The sequence below is a fragment of the Belliella baltica DSM 15883 genome, from assembly GCF_000265405.1.
Lineage (GTDB): Bacteria > Bacteroidota > Bacteroidia > Cytophagales > Cyclobacteriaceae > Belliella > Belliella baltica.
Genome location: NC_018010.1, coordinates 3646647 through 3673274, shown reverse-complemented (window position 1 = coordinate 3673274; position 26628 = coordinate 3646647). Strand labels below are relative to the sequence as shown.

General features: G+C 36.5%; 23 protein-coding genes. 12 read left to right on the top strand and 11 right to left on the bottom strand.

The genetic code is table 11. The features are described 5' to 3' along the window. Positions 1-2: 2 nt before the first annotated feature. From aroF to BELBA_RS20015, 8 genes are all read left to right on the top strand, one after another. Positions 3-1022: a 3-deoxy-7-phosphoheptulonate synthase gene (aroF, locus tag BELBA_RS16650; protein ID WP_014773843.1), complete on the top strand. Its 1020-nt coding sequence runs from the start codon at positions 3-5 to the stop codon at positions 1020-1022. Between the two features lie 126 nt (positions 1023-1148). Then, positions 1149-1928: a phenylalanine 4-monooxygenase gene (locus BELBA_RS16645; RefSeq protein ID WP_014773842.1), complete on the top strand. Its 780-nt coding sequence runs from the start codon at positions 1149-1151 to the stop codon at positions 1926-1928. 441 nt (positions 1929-2369) lie between these two features. Further along, a complete protein-coding gene (locus tag BELBA_RS16635) occupies positions 2370-3275 on the top strand; it encodes an NAD-dependent epimerase/dehydratase family protein (protein WP_041779422.1) in 906 nt (301 codons plus the stop codon). A 169-nt stretch (positions 3276-3444) separates the two neighbouring features. Further along, positions 3445-4038: an imidazole glycerol phosphate synthase subunit HisH gene (hisH, locus tag BELBA_RS16630; RefSeq protein WP_014773840.1), complete on the top strand. Its 594-nt coding sequence runs from the start codon at positions 3445-3447 to the stop codon at positions 4036-4038. Between the two features lie 615 nt (positions 4039-4653). Further along, positions 4654-5367 (top strand): 1-(5-phosphoribosyl)-5-[(5-phosphoribosylamino)methylideneamino]imidazole-4-carboxamide isomerase, encoded by a 714-nt coding sequence (gene hisA, locus BELBA_RS16625; protein ID WP_014773839.1) that lies wholly within the window; start codon positions 4654-4656, stop codon positions 5365-5367. Positions 5368-5672: 305 nt separating this feature from the next. Then, positions 5673-6428, top strand: coding sequence for an imidazole glycerol phosphate synthase subunit HisF (hisF, locus tag BELBA_RS16620; RefSeq protein WP_014773838.1), 756 nt, complete (start codon positions 5673-5675; stop codon positions 6426-6428). Between the two features lie 126 nt (positions 6429-6554). Further along, positions 6555-7163: a bifunctional phosphoribosyl-AMP cyclohydrolase/phosphoribosyl-ATP diphosphatase HisIE gene (hisIE, locus tag BELBA_RS16615; protein WP_014773837.1), complete on the top strand. Its 609-nt coding sequence runs from the start codon at positions 6555-6557 to the stop codon at positions 7161-7163. A gap of 97 nt (positions 7164-7260) precedes the next feature. Then, a complete protein-coding gene (locus tag BELBA_RS20015; RefSeq protein WP_211208398.1) occupies positions 7261-7794 on the top strand; it encodes a hypothetical protein in 534 nt (177 codons plus the stop codon). Between the two features lie 427 nt (positions 7795-8221). On the opposite strand, the gene BELBA_RS16605 is transcribed toward BELBA_RS20015, so the two are convergent. Then, the gene (locus BELBA_RS16605) at positions 8222-9406 is read right to left on the bottom strand and encodes an ATP-binding protein (protein ID WP_014773835.1); all 1185 of its coding nucleotides are present in this window, start codon (positions 9404-9406) and stop codon (positions 8222-8224) included. A gap of 142 nt (positions 9407-9548) precedes the next feature. After that, on the bottom strand, positions 9549-10928 hold the full coding sequence (locus BELBA_RS16600) for an MBL fold metallo-hydrolase (protein ID WP_014773834.1): 1380 nt from the start codon (positions 10926-10928) through the stop codon (positions 9549-9551). A 281-nt stretch (positions 10929-11209) separates the two neighbouring features. Between BELBA_RS16600 and BELBA_RS16595 the strand changes: the two genes are divergently transcribed. Further along, positions 11210-11746 (top strand): Lcl domain-containing protein, encoded by a 537-nt coding sequence (locus BELBA_RS16595; RefSeq protein ID WP_157466115.1) that lies wholly within the window; start codon positions 11210-11212, stop codon positions 11744-11746. 58 nt (positions 11747-11804) lie between these two features. Here BELBA_RS16595 and BELBA_RS16590 read toward each other — a convergent pair whose 3' ends face one another. The 4 genes from BELBA_RS16590 to BELBA_RS16575 all read right to left on the bottom strand — a co-directional run bounded on the left by BELBA_RS16590 (position 11805) and on the right by BELBA_RS16575 (position 18822). Further along, the gene (locus tag BELBA_RS16590; RefSeq protein ID WP_014773832.1) at positions 11805-14237 is read right to left on the bottom strand and encodes a zinc-dependent metalloprotease; all 2433 of its coding nucleotides are present in this window, start codon (positions 14235-14237) and stop codon (positions 11805-11807) included. 65 nt (positions 14238-14302) lie between these two features. Continuing rightward, a complete protein-coding gene (locus tag BELBA_RS16585; RefSeq protein WP_014773831.1) occupies positions 14303-16402 on the bottom strand; it encodes a ComEA family DNA-binding protein in 2100 nt (699 codons plus the stop codon). After that, positions 16399-17223: a PorV/PorQ family protein gene (locus BELBA_RS16580; RefSeq protein WP_014773830.1), complete on the bottom strand. Its 825-nt coding sequence runs from the start codon at positions 17221-17223 to the stop codon at positions 16399-16401. The genes BELBA_RS16585 and BELBA_RS16580 overlap by 4 nt, the downstream gene beginning before the upstream one ends. A gap of 141 nt (positions 17224-17364) precedes the next feature. Beyond that, positions 17365-18822, bottom strand: a complete 1458-nt coding sequence (locus BELBA_RS16575) for a BamA/TamA family outer membrane protein (RefSeq protein WP_014773829.1) — start codon at positions 18820-18822, stop codon at positions 17365-17367. A gap of 125 nt (positions 18823-18947) precedes the next feature. Between BELBA_RS16575 and yidD the strand changes: the two genes are divergently transcribed. Beyond that, a complete protein-coding gene (yidD, locus tag BELBA_RS16570) occupies positions 18948-19205 on the top strand; it encodes a membrane protein insertion efficiency factor YidD (RefSeq protein ID WP_014773828.1) in 258 nt (85 codons plus the stop codon). A 3-nt stretch (positions 19206-19208) separates the two neighbouring features. On the opposite strand, the gene BELBA_RS16565 is transcribed toward yidD, so the two are convergent. The 5 genes from BELBA_RS16565 to BELBA_RS16545 all read right to left on the bottom strand — a co-directional run bounded on the left by BELBA_RS16565 (position 19209) and on the right by BELBA_RS16545 (position 24564). Beyond that, complete coding sequence (locus tag BELBA_RS16565) at positions 19209-20312, bottom strand: prolipoprotein diacylglyceryl transferase (protein ID WP_014773827.1); 1104 nt, start codon at positions 20310-20312, stop codon at positions 19209-19211. Positions 20313-20416: 104 nt separating this feature from the next. After that, a complete protein-coding gene (gene nadE, locus BELBA_RS16560) occupies positions 20417-22264 on the bottom strand; it encodes an NAD(+) synthase (protein WP_014773826.1) in 1848 nt (615 codons plus the stop codon). 45 nt (positions 22265-22309) lie between these two features. Then, a complete protein-coding gene (rnc, locus tag BELBA_RS16555; RefSeq protein ID WP_014773825.1) occupies positions 22310-23050 on the bottom strand; it encodes a ribonuclease III in 741 nt (246 codons plus the stop codon). Between the two features lies 1 nt (position 23051). Then, a complete protein-coding gene (gene fabF, locus BELBA_RS16550; protein WP_014773824.1) occupies positions 23052-24305 on the bottom strand; it encodes a beta-ketoacyl-ACP synthase II in 1254 nt (417 codons plus the stop codon). A 22-nt stretch (positions 24306-24327) separates the two neighbouring features. Continuing rightward, positions 24328-24564 (bottom strand): acyl carrier protein, encoded by a 237-nt coding sequence (locus tag BELBA_RS16545; RefSeq protein ID WP_010855324.1) that lies wholly within the window; start codon positions 24562-24564, stop codon positions 24328-24330. 150 nt (positions 24565-24714) lie between these two features. Here BELBA_RS16545 and BELBA_RS16540 point away from each other — a divergent pair, with 150 nt between their 5' ends. Both BELBA_RS16540 and pyk read left to right on the top strand, forming a co-directional pair. Beyond that, complete coding sequence (locus BELBA_RS16540) at positions 24715-25143, top strand: IPExxxVDY family protein (RefSeq protein WP_014773823.1); 429 nt, start codon at positions 24715-24717, stop codon at positions 25141-25143. Positions 25144-25157: 14 nt separating this feature from the next. Then, a complete protein-coding gene (pyk, locus tag BELBA_RS16535) occupies positions 25158-26588 on the top strand; it encodes a pyruvate kinase (protein ID WP_014773822.1) in 1431 nt (476 codons plus the stop codon). Positions 26589-26628 lie beyond the last annotated feature (40 nt).

Genomic DNA, 26628 nt, shown 5'->3' with positions numbered 1-26628 from the left:
TTATGATCATACAATTAAAACAAGATATCACGGACGCGCAAAAAGAAGCTTTAATTGCGGAAGTCAATCAAATAGGATACAAAATCACGGAGGTGAAAACCCAACTTGGAGACTATTTAGTAGGGATAGGAAAAAAGGATTTTGATATCAGACGAATAGGTAAAAAAGAAGGGATAGAAGATATTCACATTGTATCGGATGAATACAAATTGGTTTCCAAAAAATGGAAAGCTAAACCTACTTCTATTGATTTGGGAAATGGCATTTTCATCAAAGACGGTGACATGGCGATTATTGCAGGGCCATGTTCGATAGAATCAGAAGATCAGATTAGAAAGGTAATTACGCATTTGAAGGAAAATAACATCAAAATGATGCGTGGAGGTGTATTTAAACCACGTTCTAGCCCTTATGCATTCAGAGGATTGGGAATTGATGGTTTGAAACTATGGTATGATTTGGCTCAAGAGGCTAATATCAAGATCGTTACCGAAGTAATGCAGGTTTCTCAAATTGAAGAAATGTATCCTTACGTGGATATCTACCAAGTTGGAGCGCGAAATACTCAAAATTTCAATTTACTTGACGAACTTGGTAAAGTTGATAAAGCAGTAATGATCAAAAGAGGAATTTCAGGGACTATTGAAGAGTTGTTGCAATCTGCTGAGTATGTTTTTTCTGGTGGAAATGAAAAACTAATTCTTTGTGAAAGAGGAATCAGAACATACGAGAAAGCGAGTAGAAACACTTTGGACTTGAATGCCGTACCTATTCTCAAAGCAAAATCACACTTGCCTGTCATAGTTGATCCTTCACATGGAATTGGAATTAGGGCTTACGTTCCTCAAATGGCTCTATCAGGAGTAATGTCTGGAGCGGATGGAATTATTTATGAAACACATGAAATTCCAGAAAAAGCGTATTCTGATGGACAACAAACTTTAGATTTTGCACAAAGTGCGCTTTTGACAGATCAAATTAGGAAGACTTTTGCATTGAGAAAAACCTTTGCATTGTTATAATTATCAGCTAGTTATCAGTTGACTGTTGACCGTTGACAAACAATGCTTAGATTTGTAGAATTATTGGAGAAATGAAAGTTACGCGCTGTGAGCTTATAAATATCGAAAAAATATAACCCAAATATAATGACTAACAAACCCAAAGATTGGGTCTTTACCGACCCTAGACTTCAACAGATGAAACAAGATTATGCAGCGTATACAGCTGAGGATTTCAAAGTTTGGAAAATCTTGTTTGAAAGACAAATAGTTAACCTTCCAAAAGCCGCTTCTATCGCCTACCTTGATGGAATTAAAGAGGTGAATTTCACCGCAGATAAAATTGCAGATTTTGAAGATGTAAATAAGAGACTAGCTGAAAGTACAGGTTGGGCAATTCAAGTAGTTCCTGGATTGATCGATGATGATCTTTTCTTTGGACTGATGAACAATAGAAGGTTTTGCTCTTCAACATGGCTTCGCAAAATGGAGCAACTTGATTATTTGGAAGAACCTGATATGTTTCATGATGCATTTGCACACATGCCGATGTTGACCAATCAACCTTATGTTGATTTTTTGGAAAATCTAAGTGGGTTGGCGCTGAAGCACATTGAGAATAAGTGGGCGATTGAAGTGCTTTCTAGAATTTATTGGTTTACTATAGAGTTTGGATTGATTCGCGAAAATGGAGAACTTAGAATCTATGGTGCAGGAATCCTTAGCTCGGCTGGAGAGACAAAGTACAGCCTTTCTGACGAACCAACACATTATGAATATGATGTTCGAAAAATTATGAACACACCCTATTGGAAAGATAAATTTCAGGACAAATACTTCATCATCGAAAGCTACGAACAACTCTATCAATCTCTTCCAGAAATTGAGGCTGTCTTAGAAGAAATGGTTGCAGAAGAAGCGAAGTAAATTGTTAAGACATAAGATACAAGAAACTAGACACAAGACTTAGAAACTTGATTTCTTAATGCAATATTTAAACCGTCCAGAAATTTGATTTTGGGCGGTTTTGCACAAAATCGAATTCTTTTTTGATTGTGAAGTGGAATTTCAAGGGGAAATGTTCAGTCTAATCATTGAAGATTTGGAGCAAGACTATAAACAAAACAACAAACTAACCCTTTTTCCAAGAAGAGTAAATTCACAATGTGAGGTAAATTGTGCTTATATTTTTAAGAGAATAGAGTAAAATATAATTTTTGACAAAGTTCATGGAACATTAAAGTAATGGGTATAGTTGGCTAGTTAGATTATATTTGAAGCAACTTAAGGGATCGATATTTTGAGTCTGATCTGTTAATATTACAAGACTCAATAATCTATCATCAAACCAACACAAATCATTAAACCATGAAAAAAATGCGCATACTTTTCACAGGAGGATCAGGAAAGGCAGGGAAACATGCCATTGCTTACTTGTTAGATCAAGGTCATCGCGTAATGAATGTGGACTTGACTCCTTTGGATCATCCTGGCGTGGATAATCTCATTGCAGATATCACCGATTCTGGGCAGATGTTCAATGCCATGAGCTCTTATGCGGGTTTAGATGAATTAGAAGGTGGAAATGGTATTCCAAAATTTGATGCAGTTGTTCATTTTGCTGCAGTTCCCAGAATTTTGATCAATCCAGATAATGAGACTTTCCGAGTCAATACTATCGGTACTTATAATGTGATAGAAGCAGCGGTCAAACTTGGGATAAAAAAAATCATTATAGCTTCCTCTGAAACCACCTATGGAATTTGTTTTTCGGATGGTCAGACAAATCCGAAATCTTTGCCTTTAGAAGAAGATTATGATGTAGATCCTATGGATTCTTATGGCCTGTCAAAAGTAGTAAATGAACAAACAGCACGAAGTTTTCAACGTCGATCGGGAATTGATATATATGCTCTTCGGATCGGAAATGTGATAGAGCCTCACGAGTATGCTGAACTTTTTCCAAATTACTTTAAAAATCCAGAAGTGAGACGTAGAAATGCTTTTTGTTATATAGACGCAAGAGATTTAGGTCAAATTGTAGATTTATGTTTGCAGAAAGATGGATTAGGTTTCCAAATTTTCAATGCAGGAAATGATCACAACGGCGCCATAATTCCAAGCCTGGAACTAACTGAAAGGTTTTTCCCAGGTGTTCCCATCACACGTGAATTGGATGAACATGAAGCTTTATTTTCCAATCGAAAAATCCGCGAAATGCTTGGTTTCAAAGAGAAGCACAACTGGAGGAAATATGTAAAGTTTGAAGAATAAAAAAATAGCTTTAAACTAGTTTTTTTGAATAAGAAATCAATTTTAGAGTGAAACAGCAGAGATAATTTCTAAATTTGCATTCTGAAATTGAACGATATCAAAGACGAGTTCTGAGGTTTCGAAGTGTCTTATCCTTTCTTAATTCTAATACTCCATTTAAAATTCATCAATGCAAGTAGCAGTAATTAAATATAATGCAGGCAATGTGCAGTCAGTTCTCTATGCACTTGAGAGATTGGGTGTCGAGGCGGTTTTGACTGATGACTTGGAGGTTATTTCTAAAGCTGATCGGGTGATTTTCCCAGGACAAGGAGAAGCAAGTACTGCGATGCGTTATTTGAAAGAAAAGCAATTGGATCAATTGATCCCCAATCTCAAACAACCTTTCTTCGGTGTTTGCCTCGGACAACAGTTACTTTGCGAGCATTCAGAAGAAAATGATAATGCTTGTTTGGGCGTTTTTCCAGTGAAAGTCAAAAAATTCATTCCCGAAAATATTTCTGATTTTAAGGTTCCACACGTGGGGTGGAATAATTTAACAGAGCTTAAAACCCCATTACTAAAGGGGCTCACAGATGAATCTTTTGTGTATTATGTTCACAGCTTTTACTGTGAATTAAGTGATTATACCATAGCTAAGACAAATTATATCTTAGATTTTGCTGGCTTGATGCACAAGGATAATTTCTACGCAATGCAAGCTCATCCAGAAAAAAGTGGTTTGGTAGGAGAGCGAATTTTGAAGAATTTTCTGAGTTTATAAACTGTACCATGTACCAAGTACAATGTACAAAGAGGTAAGAAACGAAGCTTGGTCTTTTGAGAAATTCGAAGAGAAGAAACAAGAGTCAATAAACAAGAAAGAAGACATAAGACATAAGGAGGTTCAATATAGACAACCCCGAAGGGGTTAAACCTTGAGTAGCCCCGTATGAAATGCGGGGAATTTGGAAGGAGTATCCTTCATGGTTTTAACAACCCCGAAGGGGTTGAACTTCTTCAATTTAAAAAGAAAAAGAGTCTAGTGAAATCAGAATGTGACAAGATATAAGACAAAAGACACAAGATATAAGATACAAGACATGAGACACAAGACAGGGAGGTTTTCCAACCTTAAAGCATCTAACTTTCCAACAATCTTATAATCCGCCACGGCAAGTTCTTAAAGTCTTCCATCTTGATAGCGATCGAGACCAATCCACCAATCTAAAATCATCAATCTAAAATCAATGTCGTTTAGTTTAGGGTAACTTTTCCAAAGTTCAGATTTGTAAATAATGTTTGTATTTACTTTTAACCCAACTTTGGAAAAGTATATATTCAACTTATAGTCTTATCTAAACGATATTGAATCTAAAATCTACAATCTAAAATCAAAATGTATATCATCCCTGCAATAGACATCATCGATGGAAAATGTGTTCGGCTTACTCAAGGAGACTATGGTCAGAAAAAAGAATACCACGACAGTCCATTGGAAATGGCCAAGAGATTCGAAGGTGCTGGCATCAAAAGATTGCATTTAGTGGATCTTGATGGTGCAAAAGCCAAGAAAATCATCAACAGTGAAGTGTTGAAATCAGTTGCGTTTGGAACATCCCTACAAGTTGATTTTGGTGGTGGAGTACAGTCGGATGAGGATATTGCTTTGGCTTTCGAATTAGGTGCCCATCAATTAACAGGAGGAAGTATTGCAGTAAAAAATCCTACTCTATTTGAATCTTGGATTGCCAAGTATGGAGGAGAGAAAATCATCCTAGGCGCTGATGCGAAAGATAGAAAAATTGCTATTTCGGGATGGGAAGAAACAACCGAAATGGATTTGATAGATTTTATCAAGGATTATCATTCCAAAGGAATCAGCTATGTAATCTGCACAGATGTTGCCAAAGATGGTTTACTTCAAGGCCCATCAGTTGATTTGTATAAAGAAATTATGCAGGAAATTCCAAACATCAAATTGATTGCCAGTGGTGGTGTTTCTAGTGTTAAAGATCTCGAAGAACTCCAAAAGACAGGTGTTTATGGAGCCATTGTAGGAAAAGCATACTACGAAGGTAGGATTAGTCTTGAAGAGTTAGCGGCTTTTTGAGAAAATAGATACGAGACGACTTGTCCGCGGCGGCAGATGAGATATGAGACGTGAGACTGCTCTAATCTAATTATTGATTCATTATTAGGAGTTAAAAATTCTAAATTAAAAAAATGTCGAATTTCGAAAATCAAACAGCGAATTATTAAATGATTAAGATTAGTTATTCCAGTCTTCTTTTAATTAAAAATCTTCTACTAACGCGCAAGCCAATCCGCCACGGCGGACAAGCTTTTATAACATTAAAACCTTCCAACTTTCAAATAATCTTTTAATTAAAAAATCTTCCAATTCCCCAATCCAAAATGCTAACTAAAAGAATCATCCCTTGTCTAGATATCAAAGATGGCAGAACTGTCAAAGGTGTCAATTTTGTACAGTTGCGTGACGCTGGTGATCCGGTGGAATTGGCTAAGATCTATTCAGATGAAGGAGCAGACGAGCTTGTATTTCTAGATATTACAGCCACAGTGGACAAACGCAAGACACTGGCAGAATTGGTAACCAAAGTAGCCAAAGCGATCAATATTCCTTTTACCGTAGGTGGAGGCATATCGACTGTAGAAGATGTGAAGGTGCTATTAAATGCAGGTGCTGATAAGATTTCTATCAACTCAGCGGCTGTCAAGAATCCTGATGTGATTAATGAAATGGCTTTGGAGTTTGGGAGTCAATGTATTGTTGTTGCCATTGATACACGAAATGTAGATGGGATTGATTTTGTGCATACACATGGAGGAAGGAAACCAACTTTACTCAAAACCCAAGCGTGGGCAAAGGAAGTTTGTGAGCGTGGAGCAGGGGAAATCCTCCTTACCTCCATGGATCACGACGGAACAAAAGCAGGCTTTGCCAATGAAATCACTGCGGAGATTTCATCCATGCTTTCTATTCCTGTGATTGCATCTGGTGGAGCAGGAAATATGGAACATTTCAAAGATGTGTTTACCTTTGGGAAAGCAGATGCTGCTTTGGCTGCAAGCATTTTCCATTTCAAAGAAATTCCAATTCCGGATTTGAAAAGCTATCTTGGTCGGGAAGATATAGCGATTAGAAAGTGATGGGAGAATCGAGAAGCAAGAACAAAGAGACTGTACGAAGTACAAAGCAGTATGTGGTTATATAAAATTTTAGAGACATACAATTGAATTACTGACATTTAGTTGACAGGTTCGAATATATAAGATATGAACAAACTGAACATAGATTTTAAGAAGGTTAATGACTTAGTACCGGCCATCATTCAAGATCCAGATTCCAATGTGGTATTAATGCTAGGCTATATGAATCAGGAAGCCTTGGATATAACTTTGGAGACGAAGAGAGTAACATTCTTCTCTAGAACCAAAAACAGACTTTGGACCAAAGGAGAAACTTCTGGGAATTTTCTCAATGTGGTTTCCTTGACCGTTGACTGTGATAATGATACCATCTTAATAAAAGCGAAGCCTGTTGGACCAGTTTGTCATACAGGTGATGATACTTGTTTTGCTGAAGAGAATAAAAGCAAGACCTTCTTCATCGATGAACTTAGAGCTATCATCAAAGACCGCAAAAACAATCCTACCGACAAATCATATACAGCATCTCTTTTTGCCAAAGGCATCAATAAAGTAGCTCAAAAAGTAGGGGAGGAAGCAGTAGAGATAGTCATCGAAGCAAAGGATGACAATAAAGATCTTTTCATGGGGGAAGCAGCTGATTTACTCTATCACTACTTAGTGCTCTTGGAAGCAAAAGGCTACGAGCTTGATGAAGTGATGGAAGTATTGATCGATAGGCATCAGAAAAAATAGAAAGAAAATATGTTGGCTTTATTGAGGCAACCTTACCCTTGCGAAATTTCCAATTGGAGAGATAGTATTAAGCTAGCCTTTCTGATTGGTTTTTTTTGTGGCTACTTTTTTATTAGTTTTCCAGCCTTTTGCTCTGTATCGTATTCCCAATGAAGACAAGTTAGTGATCATCTCTGGTTATGGTTTGGTGACTTTTTGTTGTATGGTGGCATTTCGTTGGATAGAGATCAATTTGATTTTTCAGACTGAAGATGACCCCGCATGGACTACTGGCAAAGAGATTCTTCAAAATCTCGGAGTATTACTTTTGATTTCATTGGGGAATTTTCTTTACACAATATGGATAAGGGGGATCAATTGGTCGTGGAGTGCTTTGTTGATGTCTATTGGGGTTACTTTTGCTGTAGGTGTTTTTCCAGTGTTTGGGAGTTTTCTGCTTTCAATGGTCTGGGTGGATATCAGAGCCTCTCGAAAGCTAGAGACCATGACCAAGCAATGGTTTCTCAGCATGCACATCAGCAGGATGATGGGTGCATTTATAGCTACCTTTACAGCTTTTCTGGTATTGAACCGGCAAAACAATCCAGTATTCATCGCCTGCTGCTTCCTACTGTTGCCTTTATGCCAGTGACTATTTATTACCAAAGGAAGTTCGTCAAGCGACGAGAAAAAGTAAATGGTGCTTAGCCTGAAGTAAGGGTGGTATATATACCTGATAGAATGATTGGGATTGGATTTTAGATAAAGTGACACGAAGGATAAGATTTTTTGGGATTTTCATTAAAATACTCAAGCGTAGTTATAGAGCCTTTAACTCTAATAGGAAATAAATTAGCAATAACTCTTACCAAATAGCCCCTTAATATTCACAAATTTGGTAATAGGTTTTTTTGCCAGTAATATCAATTCATCGGCTCACTCGGTTGCTAACGGCCTATATAAATCGATATCTAAATATCTATCAATATCAAAGTTAAATTTATTCGATATTTTCTATCGCTACTTTTAAGATTTCAAATTCACATATTCCGATCTCTACATTTTCCCTTTTCCCTCCATCAATACAAGAAGCCAAAAATCCACAAGGGGATTTTGTTGCCTGATCCAATTTTGATGTCGTCTGCTACGATGTAGGCATTGGGGATGCCTTGGATTTGAGTGGCAGTTTTGCCTGCGCCACCGATTTCAAATACATAGGAGTCATCTACCATAAAATCTCCATACTTCGGTAAAGTTACTTCATGGGATTGCCGAACCTGATTGAGAAAGAATGTCTCTCTTAGGTTTCCCTGATTGGAGGCATAAGTAGATAAGGCGAAGGCCAAATTGGTGTTTTGAAGATAGATTTTCTCAGGCTTTTGCAAGAACGAAACACCGCGGGTTGACTGTCTGAGTAGGTTGAGAATCTGAGCTTGCTCGAGTAGATCGAGTGTTTTTAATATGGTGTTTCTTGAGACTTCCAATTTTTCGGCAAGCTTGCTGATATTTGGGATAAATGGGACTGATTCACTGATGATGAAGATGAGCTTTTTCATGTTTCGGATCGTCTTGTGTGTCAAATCTTCCCATGGGCTGAGGTCCATTTCTAGGACTACCTGTGTGGTTTCCAGCAATCTTGACTTATATAAGTTTTCACTTTCAAGGTAAAAGGGGTAGTAGCCAAATTCTAAATATTTTTTGAAAAGCTTTGTAATATCAGCTTGATCTGTGATCGATTCGCTCAAGGCTTGGTGATTAGCTAAAATTTCATTTAGGCTAATGGGTGGAAGGTCTATTTGATTTTCTAGCATCAAGTATTCTCTAAAAGATAGCCCAGCCAAGTGATAGACAGCAGCCCTTCTTGATAAATCTCCTTTACCTTTTTGAATTTCCAATATGGATGAACCTGAAACTATAAAATGTACATCAGGGAAATTATCATATAGGTTTTTGAGGTCTACAGACCAATGAATGTAGCGGTGTACTTCATCCAAATAAAATGACCTGTAACCTAAATCATAGAGCGCTTCAATTACTAAAACTAGCCTGTTACTTTCAAAATGAAAGTCATCCAAGGTAAGATAAATTGCCTTAGCTTGGCGCTTTTGCATTTGTTGGAGGAGTAGTGTAGTCTTGCCCACACCTCTATGTCCTAGAATCAAAATCAACCTCTGATCCCAATCTACCTGATCAATTAAGTAGCGTTTAAAACCTTGATTAAAGCCTTTAATTGTTTTTTCAGAAGTCTTAATTAATCTTTCCATTTTGTTTTTTATGAAAAACAAAAATAAAAAATGTTTTCTATAAAAAACAAAAATTACATATGTTTTTTGTGGAAAACAAAAACCCACCCTGTTTCCAAGGTGGGTTTATTCAATTCAATTAACCAATACTAAAATCTAAAATCTATCCAATATAGTCAGCCCAACCGCCTGCATAGTTCTGAATATTATCAAAACCATTGGCAGTCAAAACGGAGTAAGCGATCGCTGCTCTTGCACCACTTTGACAGTGAATGATTACAGGCTTGTTCTTGGAGATTTTGTCTAAGTTTTTGTCAAGCTTACCTACGAAGTGATTTTCGGCACCTTCGATATGCCCTTTTTTGAATTCAGCTGCTCCTCTTACGTCCACGATTTGGGTGCCACCTTTGGCTCTCGCAGCTTCTACTGCTGCTTTGTCGATGGGTTCAAAAGAAGCAAGGTTCCCCGATTCAAAAGCTTCCAGCTGAGCAGGGGTGATATAGCCAGCTAGATTGTCCAAGCCAATCCTCATCAACTTGCGCGTAAGGTCTTCGATCTGAGCTTCTTCTGCTATCAGGTAGAAGCTCTCGTCATAGTTGATGTACCAACCCATCCATGTGGAGAAAGAGTTATTATTGGTAATGCTGAGTGTTCCTTTTAGGAATCCTTTAGCGTAGTCTTGCCAAGGTCTGGTATCGATTACTTTAGCGCCTGAAGCTATGACTTGATCAAAATCTGCTTTGCTCAAATTATTTATCTGAGGCACTTCAGTCACAAGTTTTCTATCAACCTTGTTAAGCTTTTTCATCATCGCAAAATACTTTGGCGGCTCAGGTTGATCTGCCAATAGTTCTTTACTAAATGCAACTTTATCATTTAAAAGCTGTAAGGCCCAGTTTCTGATTTTTTCGTATCCTACTGTGGTACTTGGTACAGCTCCTAGGGCTTTGCCACAAGCAGAACCTGCACCGTGTCCCGGCCAAACTTGGATGAAGTCACCCAACTTAGCAAATTCATTTAAGGAGTCATACATCTGTGCAGCTCCGATATCTTGTGTGCCTTTAAGACCAGCAGCTTGCTCTAATAAATCTGGTCTACCAACATCACCTACGAACACAAAATCTCCTGTAAATAACATTACTGGCTTACTTGAAGCAGGCTTGTCAGTCAATAGGAAACTTACACTTTCAGGTGTATGACCTGGGGTGTGGATTACTTCAAAATTGAGGTTACCCAACTTCACGACATCACCGCCTTTGATCTTATTGTGAGGAAATTCATATTTCCAGTTTTCATCCCCTTCATCTGAAAGGTACATTTCTGCGCCTGTCAATGCTGCCAATTCTCTGGCACCACTCAAGAAATCTGCATGGATGTGAGTTTCGAAGATATGGGTAATCTTCATGTTGTTAGCTTTTGCGATTTGTAAATAGGTGTCCACATCTCTTTTAGGGTCGATCACAGCTGCTACACCACCTGCTTGACAACCGATTACATAACTGGCTTGCGCCAAACTTTTGTCATAAACTAATTCGAAAAACATAGTCTTTAATTTTATTCGTTGCTGTTATTTTCTATTTAAATCAAAAAGGGAAATTAAGGATCTATTACTTTTTGACAATACAATTTTAGGGAATTTAAGTCTTGGAGTTTGTGATAAAAATTACTTTCAATAATCCTTTTACTAAAACTACAAAGTCTGGACTTTTATAAGGAGTAGCCTCATAGTTCGTAGAGATATCAATAATCAAAAAAACAGCTACCAATTTTTATTTTTCATCATTATATATGCTTGAAATTTTTTTGATTATTCTATATTTGACCATGAACAAAGTTTTACAATTAATCTTCATTTTTATCTCAATCTCGCTCGTATCGTGTGAAAAAGAGCCTGTATTAGAATTAGGGATGGAATATCAAGGTGGGAGAATTTTCTATTTAGATAAAACGGGAAAACATGGGCTCATCGCTGCACCTAAAGACATCTCGGTTTTAGTAAGATGGGGCTGTGCAAATAGAGTTATACCTGGTACCAACTTTACTTTTGTAGGTGCTGGTTTAAGAAATACAGAGAGAATTGTCGAGTTTTGTGACAATGAAGCTACAGCAGCAAGTTTTTGTGCTAATCTAAAAGTCAATGGATATGAAGATTGGTTTCTACCTTCTAAGGATGAACTTCTATTGATGTATGAAAATAGAGATTTTATTGGGAATATGAGAAATGGTGTTTGGGAGCCATATTGGTCTTCATCTCAATTCGAGCCTCAGGGCTTAGCTATTGTTCACAACTTTGGAACTGGGCAAACTACATACGAAAGCAAGACTCTGGGGTATTGGGTAAGAGCGATCAGAAGTTTTTAAAAAAAATATCTTTTTAAAATCGGGGCTACTTCAAAAGATGAAACAGCCCCGATTTTTTTTAATAATCAAAATCACAACTCATATCTTCAGATCCAATAGGCGCACCATCTGGAACGCTGATTGAGCTAGGTGTGCTTATTTCTTCGGGAAGCCTTAAAAATGCAGAGATTTTTTCAGCTAAATACATTCTGTGACTTTCCGAAAGATCCTTATCTTTTTTAGATAACAGAAGCTCTTCACTGCTAATAGTTTTCAGCATAGCTCTTGCCTCACTTTTCACTAAGGAGCTTGCTCGAGGGTCTTTTGAAAGTTTGATCAAATGATCTATCATTTTGTTTTGAACCATCAAATTAATTTGATTTTGATAGCTATCTTTTGTTTTATTATCAAATATTGATGCTTTGATTTCTAATAAAATATCATTGAATGAAGGAAGTTGAGTATCAAATGCATTTTGCTGAGCAATTCGATTAGCTCTTGTAGCATCAAAAAGAAACCCAAATGTCAAGTCAACCACATTTTCAGCTGGAGCAATAGGATCGAAATTTGGACCTGTTCTAGAAGGGAAGGTTTCCCGATTTCTTCCGTATCCCATTGGTCTTGGTGGAATCAAATTGATGATGTGGTCTGGTAATGCAAGGTTTTCTGGACTGATTACATTGATCAGTGCACCAAGAGCCTCCTTTTGTGATTTTGCATCCAATCTACTTTGTTTGCGTTGATTGTCACCTTTGACTTTATAAGTATAATCTACGCCACCGACTAACTTGGCAGTAGCTTCTACTTGATACCGATGCATTAGAAACAAAGGAGCTAAAACTTCTTCCATCAATGCCTCAGGAGAATTTTCTTCTATTGCATTCAAACCAAAAGAATTGAGTTTGGCTTTTCTGATTTCCATCATTCTAATAAGTTCCTCCGGGGCAGAAGCTCCATTGTCCCATAAATGTGCAGTTGGATGACTTCCGCTGGAATTTCTTGAATCTGAATCAGAAATAAAAGTATGACCAGCGGCATAAGTATCTTCTAATAACTTATTTAAGTATAATTTTTCATTTTGTCCTTCAGGAATCACATCATATCCATAACGTATAGCCCATTTGTCCCAATCGCCGATTTTATCATCATAGGCTTTGGAGAAATCTAAATTACCATCTTTATCCATGCTGATGTAAGGATAAGGATAATCCATCACAGAGGCTCTACTTGTAGGTGAAGATGCATAAGCATGTGCCAAACCTATAGTATGTCCAATTTCATGTGCGGAAAGCTGTCTTAACCTAGCCAAAGCCATTTCTAACATCTTTGGATCCTTTGGTTTTCCGTCTTCAAATGGCTGTAATAAGCCTTGTACAATCAAATAATCTTGTCGAACTCTTAATGAACCTAAACTTACATGTCCCTTTAGGATTTCGCCTGTTCTTGGGTCTCTCACAGAAGACCCATAAGACCAGCCTCTAGTAGAGCGATGAACCCATTGGATGACATTGTACCTCACATCCATCGGATCTGCACCTTCTGGCATCAATTCGACTCTAAAGGCATCTTTGAAGCCTGCCGCCTCAAATGCTTGATTCCACCAATTTCCTCCTTCGATCAAAGCTGATCTAACTGGTTCTGGTGTTCCTCTATCTAAATAATAAACAATTGGTTCTTTGGCTTCTGAAATAGCGGCATTTGGATCTTTCTTTTCTAATCGATGTCTAGAGATGAATTTCTTTTCCATTGGCTCACCAATGGGAGCAGTGAAGTCTAGGTAGCTAATATGAAAATAGCCAGCTCTCGTGTCAAACTCTCTAGGCTGATACTGATCATCAGGAAGCTCGATAAAAGAATGTCTTTGTCTTACAGTGACTGCCTCAGGAGATGGAGTGACAGAGCGAATATAACTTCCGGAAGGCGTACCTGTAACAGTTATGGTTGCTTCTACCTCAGTGTTTTTAGGAAAATTCTTGGTCATTGGTTCATGGATTGCACTTCTAGAGTTGTCCACTTTATAAGAGCCTTGTCTCGCTGAACCTAATTTTTCAGCTACTTGGTGGGCGTCTTGCAAATAAAAGCTTGTTGCATCTACAATGATTTTATTATCTTCATTTGAGCTTATTTCAAAGCCCCATAAAATTGATTCTGCAAATGCGTCCGTTACGGATTTTACTTCAGCTGGATTATCACTAAAAGCTCTGAAATCATAGTTTTTATGTACAAGCATTAGCTTGTTTCCTGCTTTTCTGAATTCCACAACTCTCGTTCTACCTAATTGACCTCTGTCTAAGCCGATGTCATTTGACCCTACTCCAGCTGGGAGGGAGTTGACATAAAGAAATTCATGATTGAGCTTTTCGATTTCTAAGTAGATTTTTCCTTTTTCATCATCTAAATAGAAATTGATAAATCCTTCTTTCTTTTCCATTTTTGAGACATCTAGTTTTTGGGAAAAACTACTGGAAATAGAAAGTAGGAACATTAAAGTCAGTAAATATATTTTTTTCATAGCTTATGATTTTTCAAGCTTTAAGTTACAAAATGAAGTAGAGCCACACTTACCGATTATGGAAATTATCGGTTAAATTGATATCTCAATTGAAAAATAGTTTCAGTTTGTCGATTTCCTTGAATAGATTGAAGACCTGATCCAATGACTTCCCGATCGGTGTAAATTGTTCTGGAAAATCTCGCCCACAAGGTCAGTTTTTGATTTATTTGATATTGTGCCAAAGTATAATATCTAAGTCCTTGTCCCTGAAGTGCGGGAATAGAAAATGCCCAAAGTACATTTCTTTCGTAAATGTATTGTCTGTTATCATAATCATCCGTATCGAATAGCACAAATCGCATAGAAACTCTCCATTTTTGAAAGTCAGCATTTAAATCCTGACTGATCGCAAATCCTTTGGTGATTTGGTTGTTGAATTCAAAACGACTACCCATCACTCTAGATTTCAAACTCCAATATTCATTTATTTTAAAATCTAGATTCGCCACATAATTCCATTTTTTACCTTGAGAAATTTGATAGGTAGATTGGAAGTTTTCTGTCTCACTTATGTTTCTAGCTTTAGATTCTTCACGAAATTGAAAAAATAAAAGTACAGCTTTGGAAGGACGATACGTAAATCTAGTCAACCACTCATAGCCTTTTGAAGGTGAGTAAGTTCTGAATTTTATCCAAGGAAATTTGAATTGATCATAATATATTGACCAATTGTATTTAATATTTGGTCGAAAGTTTAACCCAAGATATATTCCTTCTTCGTTGATAGGGCGTGTATTTTCAGAAAATGAATTGCCATAAAAAGTATGGAAATTTCTATCGAATTTTCTCCAGAGAAGTGATAAATCTACTGATCGACTCAAACTACTCATCACTCCCAAGACACTTCCCATGCCGCCACTTTTAGATATGGCAGTTTCTCCAAAGAGAAAGTAATTCTGAATATTGTAAGAAAAGTATCCACTATGAATATGGTTTTCTTGGCCAGAGAATTCAAACTGATTATAAATCTGAGGATTTCGTACAAAGGGTTGATTGAATCTTGTATAAAGAGAATTGAGGCCTATTTGAAATTGCTTGTTTAGACTGTTGAATTGGATATTTCCTCCAAAATTACTTTCTCTTACTTGATCTTTGTAGGCGGTTTCTGTTGGTGTTCTATGCAGTCCCGAAAGTTGCAAAGAAGAGATGAAGATTTCTTCTTGTTCAAGTGTATCTAATGCAACTTGCACATTACCATCTCTAGGAGCATGCGAAGCAATCAAGCTGATGTCAATGTTTTTTTGCTGATAAGTTAACCCCAATCCACGAAAAAAACCAAATTCCATCGCTCCTGTATAGGGACGAAGTCCTATGCTGCTCCTACGGATAGTGGTGATTGTTTCAGCACCTTTTCCTACTGAAAAACCTGCACCATAGACTAATCCTTGACCAAATTGAGCTTGAAAATCTCCTGCAGTGATGGTCTTCCATTTTTTTTGATTGTAAAGCGTAAAGTGATAGGAGAAAAAATTGAACCCATACCTTTTCGTATCTGGATCCCAAATAAATTGCTCTCCAGGATCTTTGTCAATCGTAAAACCCAAACTGTAATCCTTACTATGCTGAATCCTAAATCTGCCATAAAGATTGTTTGGATCGCCCAAATATCTACTTGTAACGCGACCATTACTCAAAGTGTCTGGAGCTGTAAATCCACGTCGTGTTTCCCAAACTCTATTTTGCCTGAAAATGAAATAGGCGTCCCTTTCATTGACTACTCTTTTCCAAAAAGAGCGATTGCCATAGTCAGAGCCATCTTCTAAAGTCACAAAAGGAAGTAGCTTATAGATTGTTTGCAAGTCAAAACCTGGAATTGCCTGCAATTCATAGATGGAAATGAAATTGCCAAAAGCTGCTTTATACTCAAAAAACGAATTGATTTGATAAGGATTTAAAATATAGATTGACTTTAACTCTTCTTGAGTAGCTTTATTAAGGTGAATTGGATTTAGAAAGACCTGCAATAAGCCTTCGTACATATTTTCAAAATCCACATCATCTTGCTGCATGGCAAAAAGTTCTTCAATCAATTTTTCAATATTGATTTCATCCTTTCTGTAGGTTTGGGCAACTAAGGATGTCCAAAAAATGAAGAAAAGATATGTGCAAATCCATTTTTTCATTTCTTTTGAAATAAATAGCCAAAAGAAAAATGATGTGTGTTGCCCAGAAATTGACTTTGAGTCATAGCGTAATCAATGACAAAATTTCTAGGTCGAAAACCTATCCCAAAAAACAAGTTACTCGGATAAGTATTGATACCACTTCTTAGCCAAAGCCTATCTTTCAGATTGTATTCAATACCTAATTTGATCATTGGCGGCAGCAAAATGTCTTTTTCGGCCTCAATATTGACCATTAGTTTTTCAGTTGGTCGATATGAGATACCGGATTTGACTACTGTTGGAATTCTGTCTTCTGAGTTGCCACCGATTTTTGCGTTGGTGAGATTATAAATATGTGCCCCAAAAAATAAATTTGGCCCCAATTCAGCAACTCCACCAAATTCAATTACTGAGGCAGCAGCCCTTCCAAAACCTTCTATATTGGTTTGAAAATAGTTGATTTTTAATCCTAAACTAGCTATCCCTAGTTGATTTGCTATTCCCAATCCAATATTACTCTGATTAAAATGTTCATCTCCATAACTTGATAAACTCAATCCATATTGAAAGCTTTCAGAATGAATAACCGCAGCTGCTGAAATAGTTGTAAGTTCATTAAGGTTGAAGCGATGGTCATATCCTGCCATGATTGATGAGCTCGTCAGTCTGCCTAATGCACCAATGTTGTTAAATATTGACCAAGAATCAGAAAGAGTAAGACTTGCATTTCCGAGTCCCATGCTTCTTGCGCCACGTGGGAGTGTTTCTATACCTCCCTGTGCATATAGACCAAAAATCGGAAGAAGTATAAAAAGAGTAGGTATCCAAAATCTGCTCATTTGAAAAAAGTTAGATTGTAAAAACAATCTTTAATTTAAAATTTTCCTCAAGAAAAGTAAAGTCTGAACCTTAATTTAAACGTTTAAATTAAAAATCTGAAACTATTTTTGAGAGAGGGAGTAGCAAAAATAAAATTTTGATTAAAATGGTGCTTCGAAGTTGATGAAGAAATTCCCTTCATTTTGATTGTTTCTGGAGTATTCGAACCTAAATACTAGATCATAAAAAATAACTAGATCTAAACCTGGTCCATACCCAAAAAGGTACTTATTTGTAAGGCGAAGGTTTTCAGGGATCCTATTTCTATCATTAACATAACCATGATCAAAGTTTGCACTGAAATAGAGCTTTATAGGGAAATTTGTAAATCCACTAATGGGTGAAATATTAGAAATATCATATTCCAAATCTAGTAAGTTGTACCTCACACTATTTTTATGGACAGCAGATTGCTGCCCTTCTATCACATTTAATTCATAGCCTCTTATGAAATTTGGGTTGTATCCAACCCCTCTTACTGATGTAAATGGCTGTCTTTTGCCAGCAAAAGCATTGACATATAAGCTACTAGCAAAATGAACTTTATTATTTATAGGAAAGTACCTGCTAGCAATTCCTGTAAATTCCCAATCTTTGAAATCATCTGATCCAAATAAGCCATATTTTGTTATACCTAAATCCAATAATGCGCCATTAGTCGGGTAGGAGTTGTAGTTTCTTCTATCATGTCGAAAACTATAGCTAGCTAGAAAATAACGTAAATTGGTGTCATTGTGTAGAAAATAATTTTCATTTTGGGTAAGAACATCTTCATTTATTTGAATATTATTAAAGCCCATGGTGATAAAATGAAAATTATAAAAACTTCCTCGATAGCTATATCTTCCAAATAAAGAAAAAAGTCTTCGCAAAACATCTTCGTTCTCGTTGGTAAAGAAAACTTGCTTGTTTTCTGCGGATCGTACAGAGATAGTTTTGTTTGTGAGATAAGAAACTTGAGTTGTGAGTCCATGTTTTTGATTTCTATCAATGTAGGGAAAGCTATATCTTAAATCAAATGCTTGTGTAAAACCAAACTGAGCACTTAGTCTCATTTTTTCATTTCTTCCTCCAACATTATTGTGATAGAATCTTGCTTCATAATTCACTCTTTTTAGACTTCTATTTTGGTTGGTCCACCATTCTGAAAAATTTCTATCGGCTAATTCAAATATAATTGAAGGAATAAAATATCTTCTTTCATCTACAGTAATAAGAATTTCAATCTGTTCTTCCCCAGTTAGAAGTGGAGTAATTTCCACACTATTGAATAGCTGAAGATTAAAAATCTTTTTTTGGTCAGCTGCAAGGATCATAATCAAATCTTCCCAGTCATAGGAAATTCCAGAACTAAAGTTTAACTCTCTCAGAATGATATTCTTTCTGGTTTTTTGATTTCCTATAATAAAAATATTGTTAATCGTTACTGTTTGAGGAACATCAAGAATCGAATCCTCAAAAAATAATGAATCTGTATCTTGAGCTTTTATGGGAGTATTAAGCAATACTCCCTGTCCTAAAAATATCGACGTAATGATGATAAGGAATTGCTTTTTCAATTTACTGTTGGCTTTACTTTCAATCAGAAATATAAGCTATCAATAGGATAAAACCGTTTCATAACTTGATATTTTAAGAATTAATTAGAACTAACATCAATAATGAATTATTTTAAAGCTTATTGATGTTTAACTTTAAATTTGCAATCCAGAAATTTACTTTGAGAACATTTATTAGAAAAATAGCGATTTTCCCCGTATTGATTTATCAATACTTGATTTCACCTCTTTTTCCTGCCACTTGTAGATATACGCCTACTTGCAGTACTTATATGAAAGATGCGATTTTAAAACATGGTGTTTTCAAGGGTGGCTGGCTTGGAATCAAACGAATAGCAAGCTGCCACCCTTGGGGAGGTCATGGACATGACCCTGTTCCATAATTTTTATTCTTTTATTGGTTTCAATCCTTTTTTGGAGGCAAGATAAACTAGTATAATACCACCAATGACAAGTGGGATACTCAGTGATTGTCCCATGTTTAAAGATAAACCTTCTTCAAAATCAACTTGATTCTCTTTGAAGTATTCCCATACGAAACGCATTCCAAATAGAGATATAAGGAATAGCCCTAGTAAAAGACCGTCAGGTAATCTTGATTTGTATTTGATCCACAACATCAACAATACAATGAAAATCACTAAATAAGTTAAAGATTCATAAATTTGGGTTGGATATCTAGCCTTGCCATAAGTCTGAACGATAGCGAGGTAGTGGTCGCCTTTGTCGAGCAGTTCGTATTTTAAATCAGTATTTGGGTCTTCTGCTAAGTATTTTTGAGAACTTCTAAAATTCGTGAAAACATACTTGACATCAGTTTCTATCACTTTTTTCAAATCTTCAACTTCAAATCCTCCCTTCTCGATCTTAATGTCAAAGTTTACAGGCACGATACCATTTCCAATCAATTCGCTTGCTCTTTCATGGGGTTTGTAAGCACTTACGTCGATAATTGGAATCCGTAATGATGTTAAAGCATCTTCAGTATCTCTCGCAAACACAAAACCATTATCAGTTCCTGTTTCTTTACCTCCAATTTCAGAATTCATTAAATTTCCAAGTCTAATCAAAACTGCAGTCATAGCAACTACAATTACAATTCGATCTACTACCCAGAGATAAGATTGTCCAGGCGTCTTTTTGGAGTACATGTAAAGAACGATTAAAATTGCGATGGCAGCTCCGTGACTTGCAAGACCACCTTCCCAGACTTTTAGTATATCAATTGGATTGCTGAGATATTTTTCAGGTTCATAGAAGAGAACGTGCCCAAGTCTAGCACCAATGATTGTGGCTAGTACCATGTAGATAGTTAATTTATCCACCAATTCTTCATTTTGACCTTCTTTTCTGAAGATATAAACCATGATTTGCTGGGAGATGATAAAGCCTAGTGCAAAAAATAAACTGTACCATCTCAATCTCTCAAATCCTGAAAAAACAGCAGGATCTGGACTCCATACTACATAACTTAATAATCCTTCTATCATATTTCTATTTTTACTAATTCAAATATGTCAATATTCATTAACACTCTTGAAAAATATTTAATTAATTTCACTTGATCACCAGAATTGATGGTTTTGTTTTCGTTCTATTCTCCTTCAAGTGACTTTAATTCTTCTTCAAACCCTCCTGATAATATAGGGAATCTACACCATGATTTTGGATCAACGCTAAACTCGTCTAGATGAAAGGCGGGTGCAAGACGCTCTCTTTTCCATTGATTTCTCGCCCAAAGTCGGAAGAATTTTTTTATGTAATTTTTTAAAATATCTGAATCGATACCCAATTCCTCTTTTAATATATAGTAAATATCTAATGGAGATCTTCTATCACGAATTGCGAGCTTTTCGATTTCTACTATTACCGAATAGGGCATCAAGTCTTGTTCATCTGTTTGATGATTTTCATTTGGCCTTAACTCGGCGGTTGGCTGAAGTGCATTTACGTTTTTCAACCCATTGTACCCCAACTCTATTTCAGCCCATTTGAGCCATTGCAAAATAAAATTCTTGTCAACTGATGCTATTGGCGAAATGCTCCCGCTTGTGTCACCATCCATGGTTGTATATCCTACGTCACCTTCACTTCTATTAGAAGTGGTGAGTAGCAATGCGCTTTGGATATTAGCTAGCATCCAAATGATTGGTGACCTTGACCTGGCTTGAATATTTTGTAAAGCAAGATCATCTTTTTCCCAGGTGAGTTTTCTTCCGAGAGCCTTTTCAATTTTTTCAGTATATGACTTTACTTCATCAGAAATCTCCCAATTGTAAAATTTAGCTCCAATACTTTCTGCAAGAGATTTGGCACTTTGGAAAGTAGCGTAAGAGGAGTTATCTGAGGCTTGATATGCTGTTGTAAATATTTCTCTTAAAATTTCCTTTTCAGGATGCTCTGTTTGAGGAATGTACACTAAACCTAATTTTTTTAAAAATGGAGTAACGCCAAGTTCTTTTATGCCTCTCCTGACCATTTCTGCCACAAGAATAGCTATAGAGGAGGAGTCAGCACCACCGCTCAAAGACAGTACAAAGCCTTGGCTTCTACTTTTCCGCATATAGTCAAATAAACCTAAGGATGCCGCTTTGACAAATTCTTCATTTTTGATATGTTGACTTTGTATAACTGGATACCTACCTCGGTTTTTATCATAGTCAAACGTGCGGACTTGAAAATCAGCGAAAGATAGAATTTCATTTTTTAAAAGGAGTTCGCCATTTTTTGCGACGAGAATTTCTCCATCAAAGATCATTTTACCGGTTTCATTCCCGAGAAGATTAATGTAAAAGTATGTTGCATTGAGAAGAGTAGAAGAGTTTCTGACTAAGTCTTCTCTTTGGCTACTTTTTCCCATAGCAAAATGACTTGCACTCGGGTTGAAAATTACATCAATATTTCTTTCCTTTAATCGATATCCTGGTCTCAAGTCACCTCGCCAGGCATCTTCACAGATCTCAAATCCATAACTGACGCTATTTTTTGAAAAGACAATATCTCCAAGAGGAATAGGTTGACCAAAAAAATCAAAGTTGATTACCTCGTTTGCGTTCCATGGAGTAAACCATCTAAATTCATAATGAACACCATCAATAGCCATGAACTGCTTAGCTACAAATGCTTTCAATTCAGCATTTTCGATAATAGCCATGCAATTGTAAACCTTTTCTTGGATTCGCACAGGAAGACCCACGGCAACAGTAATTCCCTTACAAAATGGAATTAATTTCTCAAGTTGTTTGAGTGCTTTTTGTGGATACCAATAGCTTAAATATAAATCTTCACTACCATATCCAGTAATGGCCAATTCTGGGAAACAAAGTAAATCAACTTTAGGTTTCTGAGCATTTTCAATGGCATTGATGATATTTCTAAGATTTCCCGTCCAATCCAAAGGAGTTTGATTGACAGTAGCACAGGCGATTTTTAAACTTGACATAGGGTAAAATTGAATCTTAAAAACATCAAAGTCAAAGATAGTGTTCTAAATAGGGATATTTAGTTTTTCACATGCGTTTTTGGAAGCTTCTTGTTCAGCTTTTTTCTTTGTAGCTCCTTTTCCTTCTGCTATAATTTCTTCTTTGAGTTTAATTTCTACCAAAAACTCTTTGAATCTTTGACTTCCAGAAACGGACACTAAGTTAAAATCAATTTCTTTCCCTTCTTTCTGAGACCATTCTATCAATTTACTTTTAAAGTTATTCGTAGTATTGATAATGTCATCTACATCGAAATGGATGATAATTCTTTTCAGAATAAAAGTTTTAGTAAATGAATAACCTCTGTCCAAATAAACAGCACCAACTAAAGCTTCCAATGTATCTCCATAGATAGATTTGTGGGAACTTACGTTTTTTCCTCGCATTTCATCATTGATTAGCTTACTCAACCCAATTTTCATTGCGATTTGATTGAGAGCTTCCCGATTTACAATTCGAGATCGTGTTTCGGTAAGAAAACCCTCGTCTCTATAAGGGAATTTGAGGAATAAAAATTCTGCTACTATGGTGCCCAATACCGCATCTCCAAGAAATTCTAATCGTTCGTTAGAAATTTTTAATCCGTTGATATATTCGTCTGCAACGGAAACATGCTTGATTGCTAGCTTGTAGAGGGATAAATTAAAAGGCTTGCTACCGACCATATGTTTTACGGCGGCAGCAAGCCTTTTTTCATTTTTATTATAAAGAAGTGCTTGAAATCTGAGTAAACGCGATAGTCTCAATTTACTCTTCGATTTTTTTGAAAATGATAGAACAATTATGTCCACCAAATCCAAAAGTATTACTTAAAGCAGCTCTAACTTCTCTTTTTTGAGCCTTGTTGAAAGTCAAATTCAATTTGCTATCCAAGTTTTCATCATCAGTGAAATGATTGATGGTAGGAGGGACAATATTGTTTTTGACAGAAAGGATGGAAGCAATTGCTTCAATGGCACCTGCTGCTCCCAAAAGATGACCTGTCATAGATTTAGTACTGCTTATATTTAGTTTGTAAGCGTGCTCACCAAATACTTTTTGGATCGCTTTCACTTCACTCACATCCCCAAGAGGGGTAGAAGTACCATGTACATTGACATAATCAATATTTTCTGGATGCAGATTGGCATCTTCAAGAGCAAACTTCATCACGTTAGCAGCACCCTCCCCATCTGGGTGCGGAGCTGTAATATGATAAGCATCTGCTGTCATTCCACCACCTACTAACTCAGCGTAGATTTTTGCACCTCGAGCTTTCGCATGATCATATTCTTCAAGAATAATCGCTCCTGCACCTTCACCCAAGACAAATCCATCTCTATCATTGTCAAAGGGTCTTGATGCTGTTTGCGGATCATCATTTCTTTGAGAAAGTGCTTTCATGGCATTAAAGCCACCGATTCCTGCTTCAGTCACCGCTGCTTCTGAACCTCCAGATATAAATATATCCGCTTTGCCCAATCTGATGTAATTGAATGCATCAATCAGAGCGTTTGTTCCAGAAGCACAAGCTGATACTGTTACGAAGTTTGGACCTTTAAATCCATATTTAATGGAAAGAAAGCCTGCACTAATGTCAGCAATCATCTTAGGGATGAAGAAAGGATTGAATCTAGGTGTTCCATCTCCGTTGGCGAAATCGACAACTTCATCTTGGAAGGTTTTAAGCCCACCAATACCTGAACCCCATATTACACCTGCTCTGTGTAAGTTGATAGTTTCAAGATCAAGTCCTGAATCTTTCATGGCCTCATCTACCGCAATCATTGCATACTGCGTGAAAGGGTCCATTTTTCTAGCTTCTTTACGATCCAAATAGTCTTCTACGTTAAAATCTTTGATTTCACACGCAAATTGAGTTTTGAAAAGAGAAGCATCGAATCTAGTAATAGGCCCAGCACCACTCACACCATTAATCAGACCATCCCAAAATTCTGGGACAGTTTTGCCTATTGGTGTAAGGGCACCCATACCTGTTACTACAACTCTTCTTAAATTCATAAATGAATTTTAAGTGATTATTTTATTTTACGTTTGCTTCCAGATAGCTAACTGCCTGACCAACTGTACCGATTTGTTCGGCTTGGTCATCTGGAATAGAAATGTTGAATTCTTTTTCGAATTCCATGATGAGCTCTACTGTATCAAGAGAGTCAGCACCTAAATCATTTGTGAAGCTAGCCTCAGGAGTTACTTCAGATTCTTCTACGCCTAACTTATCAACGATAATGGCTTTTACTTTTTGTGCAATTTCAGACATTTTGTGATTAGTTTATATTAAAACACTTCGCAAAGAAATATATTTAAAACCTTATTGCCAAAAAAAATAGGCAACTAAATTCAAGATATTCTGTTTCGTCCTTGAGTTTGAAGGAATATTTTTAACTTTGTTTTTCAAAATTCTTCCTGAATGAAGAAATCAAAGTTACTAGTTGATAATCTTTACGAATTCGATCTTTTAGGCTTTGTGGCGCCCATTAAAGACTATAAAATGGCTTGGGTGATCAACAATTGTCTGAATATTAGGCTTGTCAAAACCAAGGATTTTGAGCTTCATTTCCTCGATGATTCTGCTTTGAAAATTTCTCAATTTATTATTGAGAAAGACCATGGTTACATACAACTTCTCAAAAACAGATCTTTTAATGAAAATGGAAATGTTCATTACTTGATACCGGAACTCAAAATCATGGATTACTTCCTGCTGATGCAGGACCTTACATTTGATCTGAATATTTATGCTTATATTGAGCAACTTTCAAAAAGTAATTTTATCCAAAACGTAGTTAGATTAGACGTAAATAAGATAAAATCTAAAGAAAACCTGTTAACCTATTAAAACGAAAATTACCCATGAGTGTACCTATCTTTAATAAAACAAAGATTTTGGCTACAGTAGGCCCAGCCTCTAACAACGAAGAAACATTGCTCAACCTTTCTAAAGCTGGGGCAAATGTATTTCGATTAAATTTTTCACACGGAAATCATGAAGGACATGCCAAGGTCATCAGTATGATCCGAAAAATCAACAAAGAAAATAAATTGTCCATTGGAATTCTTCAAGATCTTCAAGGTCCTAAAATAAGAGTGGGAGAGGTTCAAGACAATGGTGTGGAGATTATTCCAGGAGACCCGATTACTATTACCAACGAACCTGTGATCGGTACTTCCTCACTTGTAAGTACTGTTTATCAAAATCTTCCAAATGATGTTGTTCCAGGAGATAGAATTCTTATTGATGATGGGAATTTAGAACTAGTAGTGAATTCGACAGATGGAAAAAATGTAAATTGTACAGTCATTCATGGAGGAATACTAAAATCTAGAAAGGGAATTAATCTACCAAATACCAACGTTTCTGCTCCTTCGCTCACTGAAAAAGATATAGAGGATCTAGAATTTGGACTAGCTAATGAAGTAGATTGGATAGCGCTTTCTTTTGTGAGGTATGCAGAGGATATTTACGACTTAAGGCGTAGAATAGAAAAAGCTGGAAAAGTCTGTAAAATTGTTGCAAAGATTGAAAAGCCTGAAGCGCTTGAAAATATAGATGAAATTATTGCAGCCACAGATGCAATTATGGTGGCTAGAGGAGATCTCGGAGTAGAAGTCCCTATGCAGATGGTACCACTATGGCAAAAGAAAATGGTAGAGAAATGTAAGCTCGCTTGCAAGCCTGTTATCATCGCTACACAGATGTTGGAGAGCATGATTGTCAATCCAAGACCAACAAGAGCAGAAACTAATGATGTAGCAACTGCGGTGTTGGATGGTGCGGATGCTGTAATGCTTTCTGCAGAAACAGCATCAGGTAATTTTCCGGTTTTTGCAGTCAAAGCAATGACCTCCATTATAGCTCATATTGAACAAAATGCTGATGTATATCACAATTTGTATAAAATCCCTGAAGAGGATGAAACTTTCCTTTCCAATAACTTAATTCTGATGGCTTCTAGACTTTCTAGAAATGTAAAGGCTAAAGCAATTGTTGGGATTACTTCATCAGGCTTTACTGGTTTTAGGATTGCATCGCATAGACCTCTCGCAAATATTTTTGTGTTCACGAGAAATATCCCTTTACTTACTCAATTAAGTCTAGTTTGGGGTGTGAGAGCTTATTATTATGAAAGTAATGTCTCAACTGATGCTACTTTCAATGATATTCAAAGTCAGCTAAAAGCTGATGGACATGTAACTGTTGGAGATGTGATTGTCAATACAGCTAGTATGCCTTTGAAGAAAAAAGGTAAAACCAATATGCTAAAAGTGCATGTGGTTGATTAATTTCAAATCTTTTAAAAAATACGAGCCATCCAATCGGATG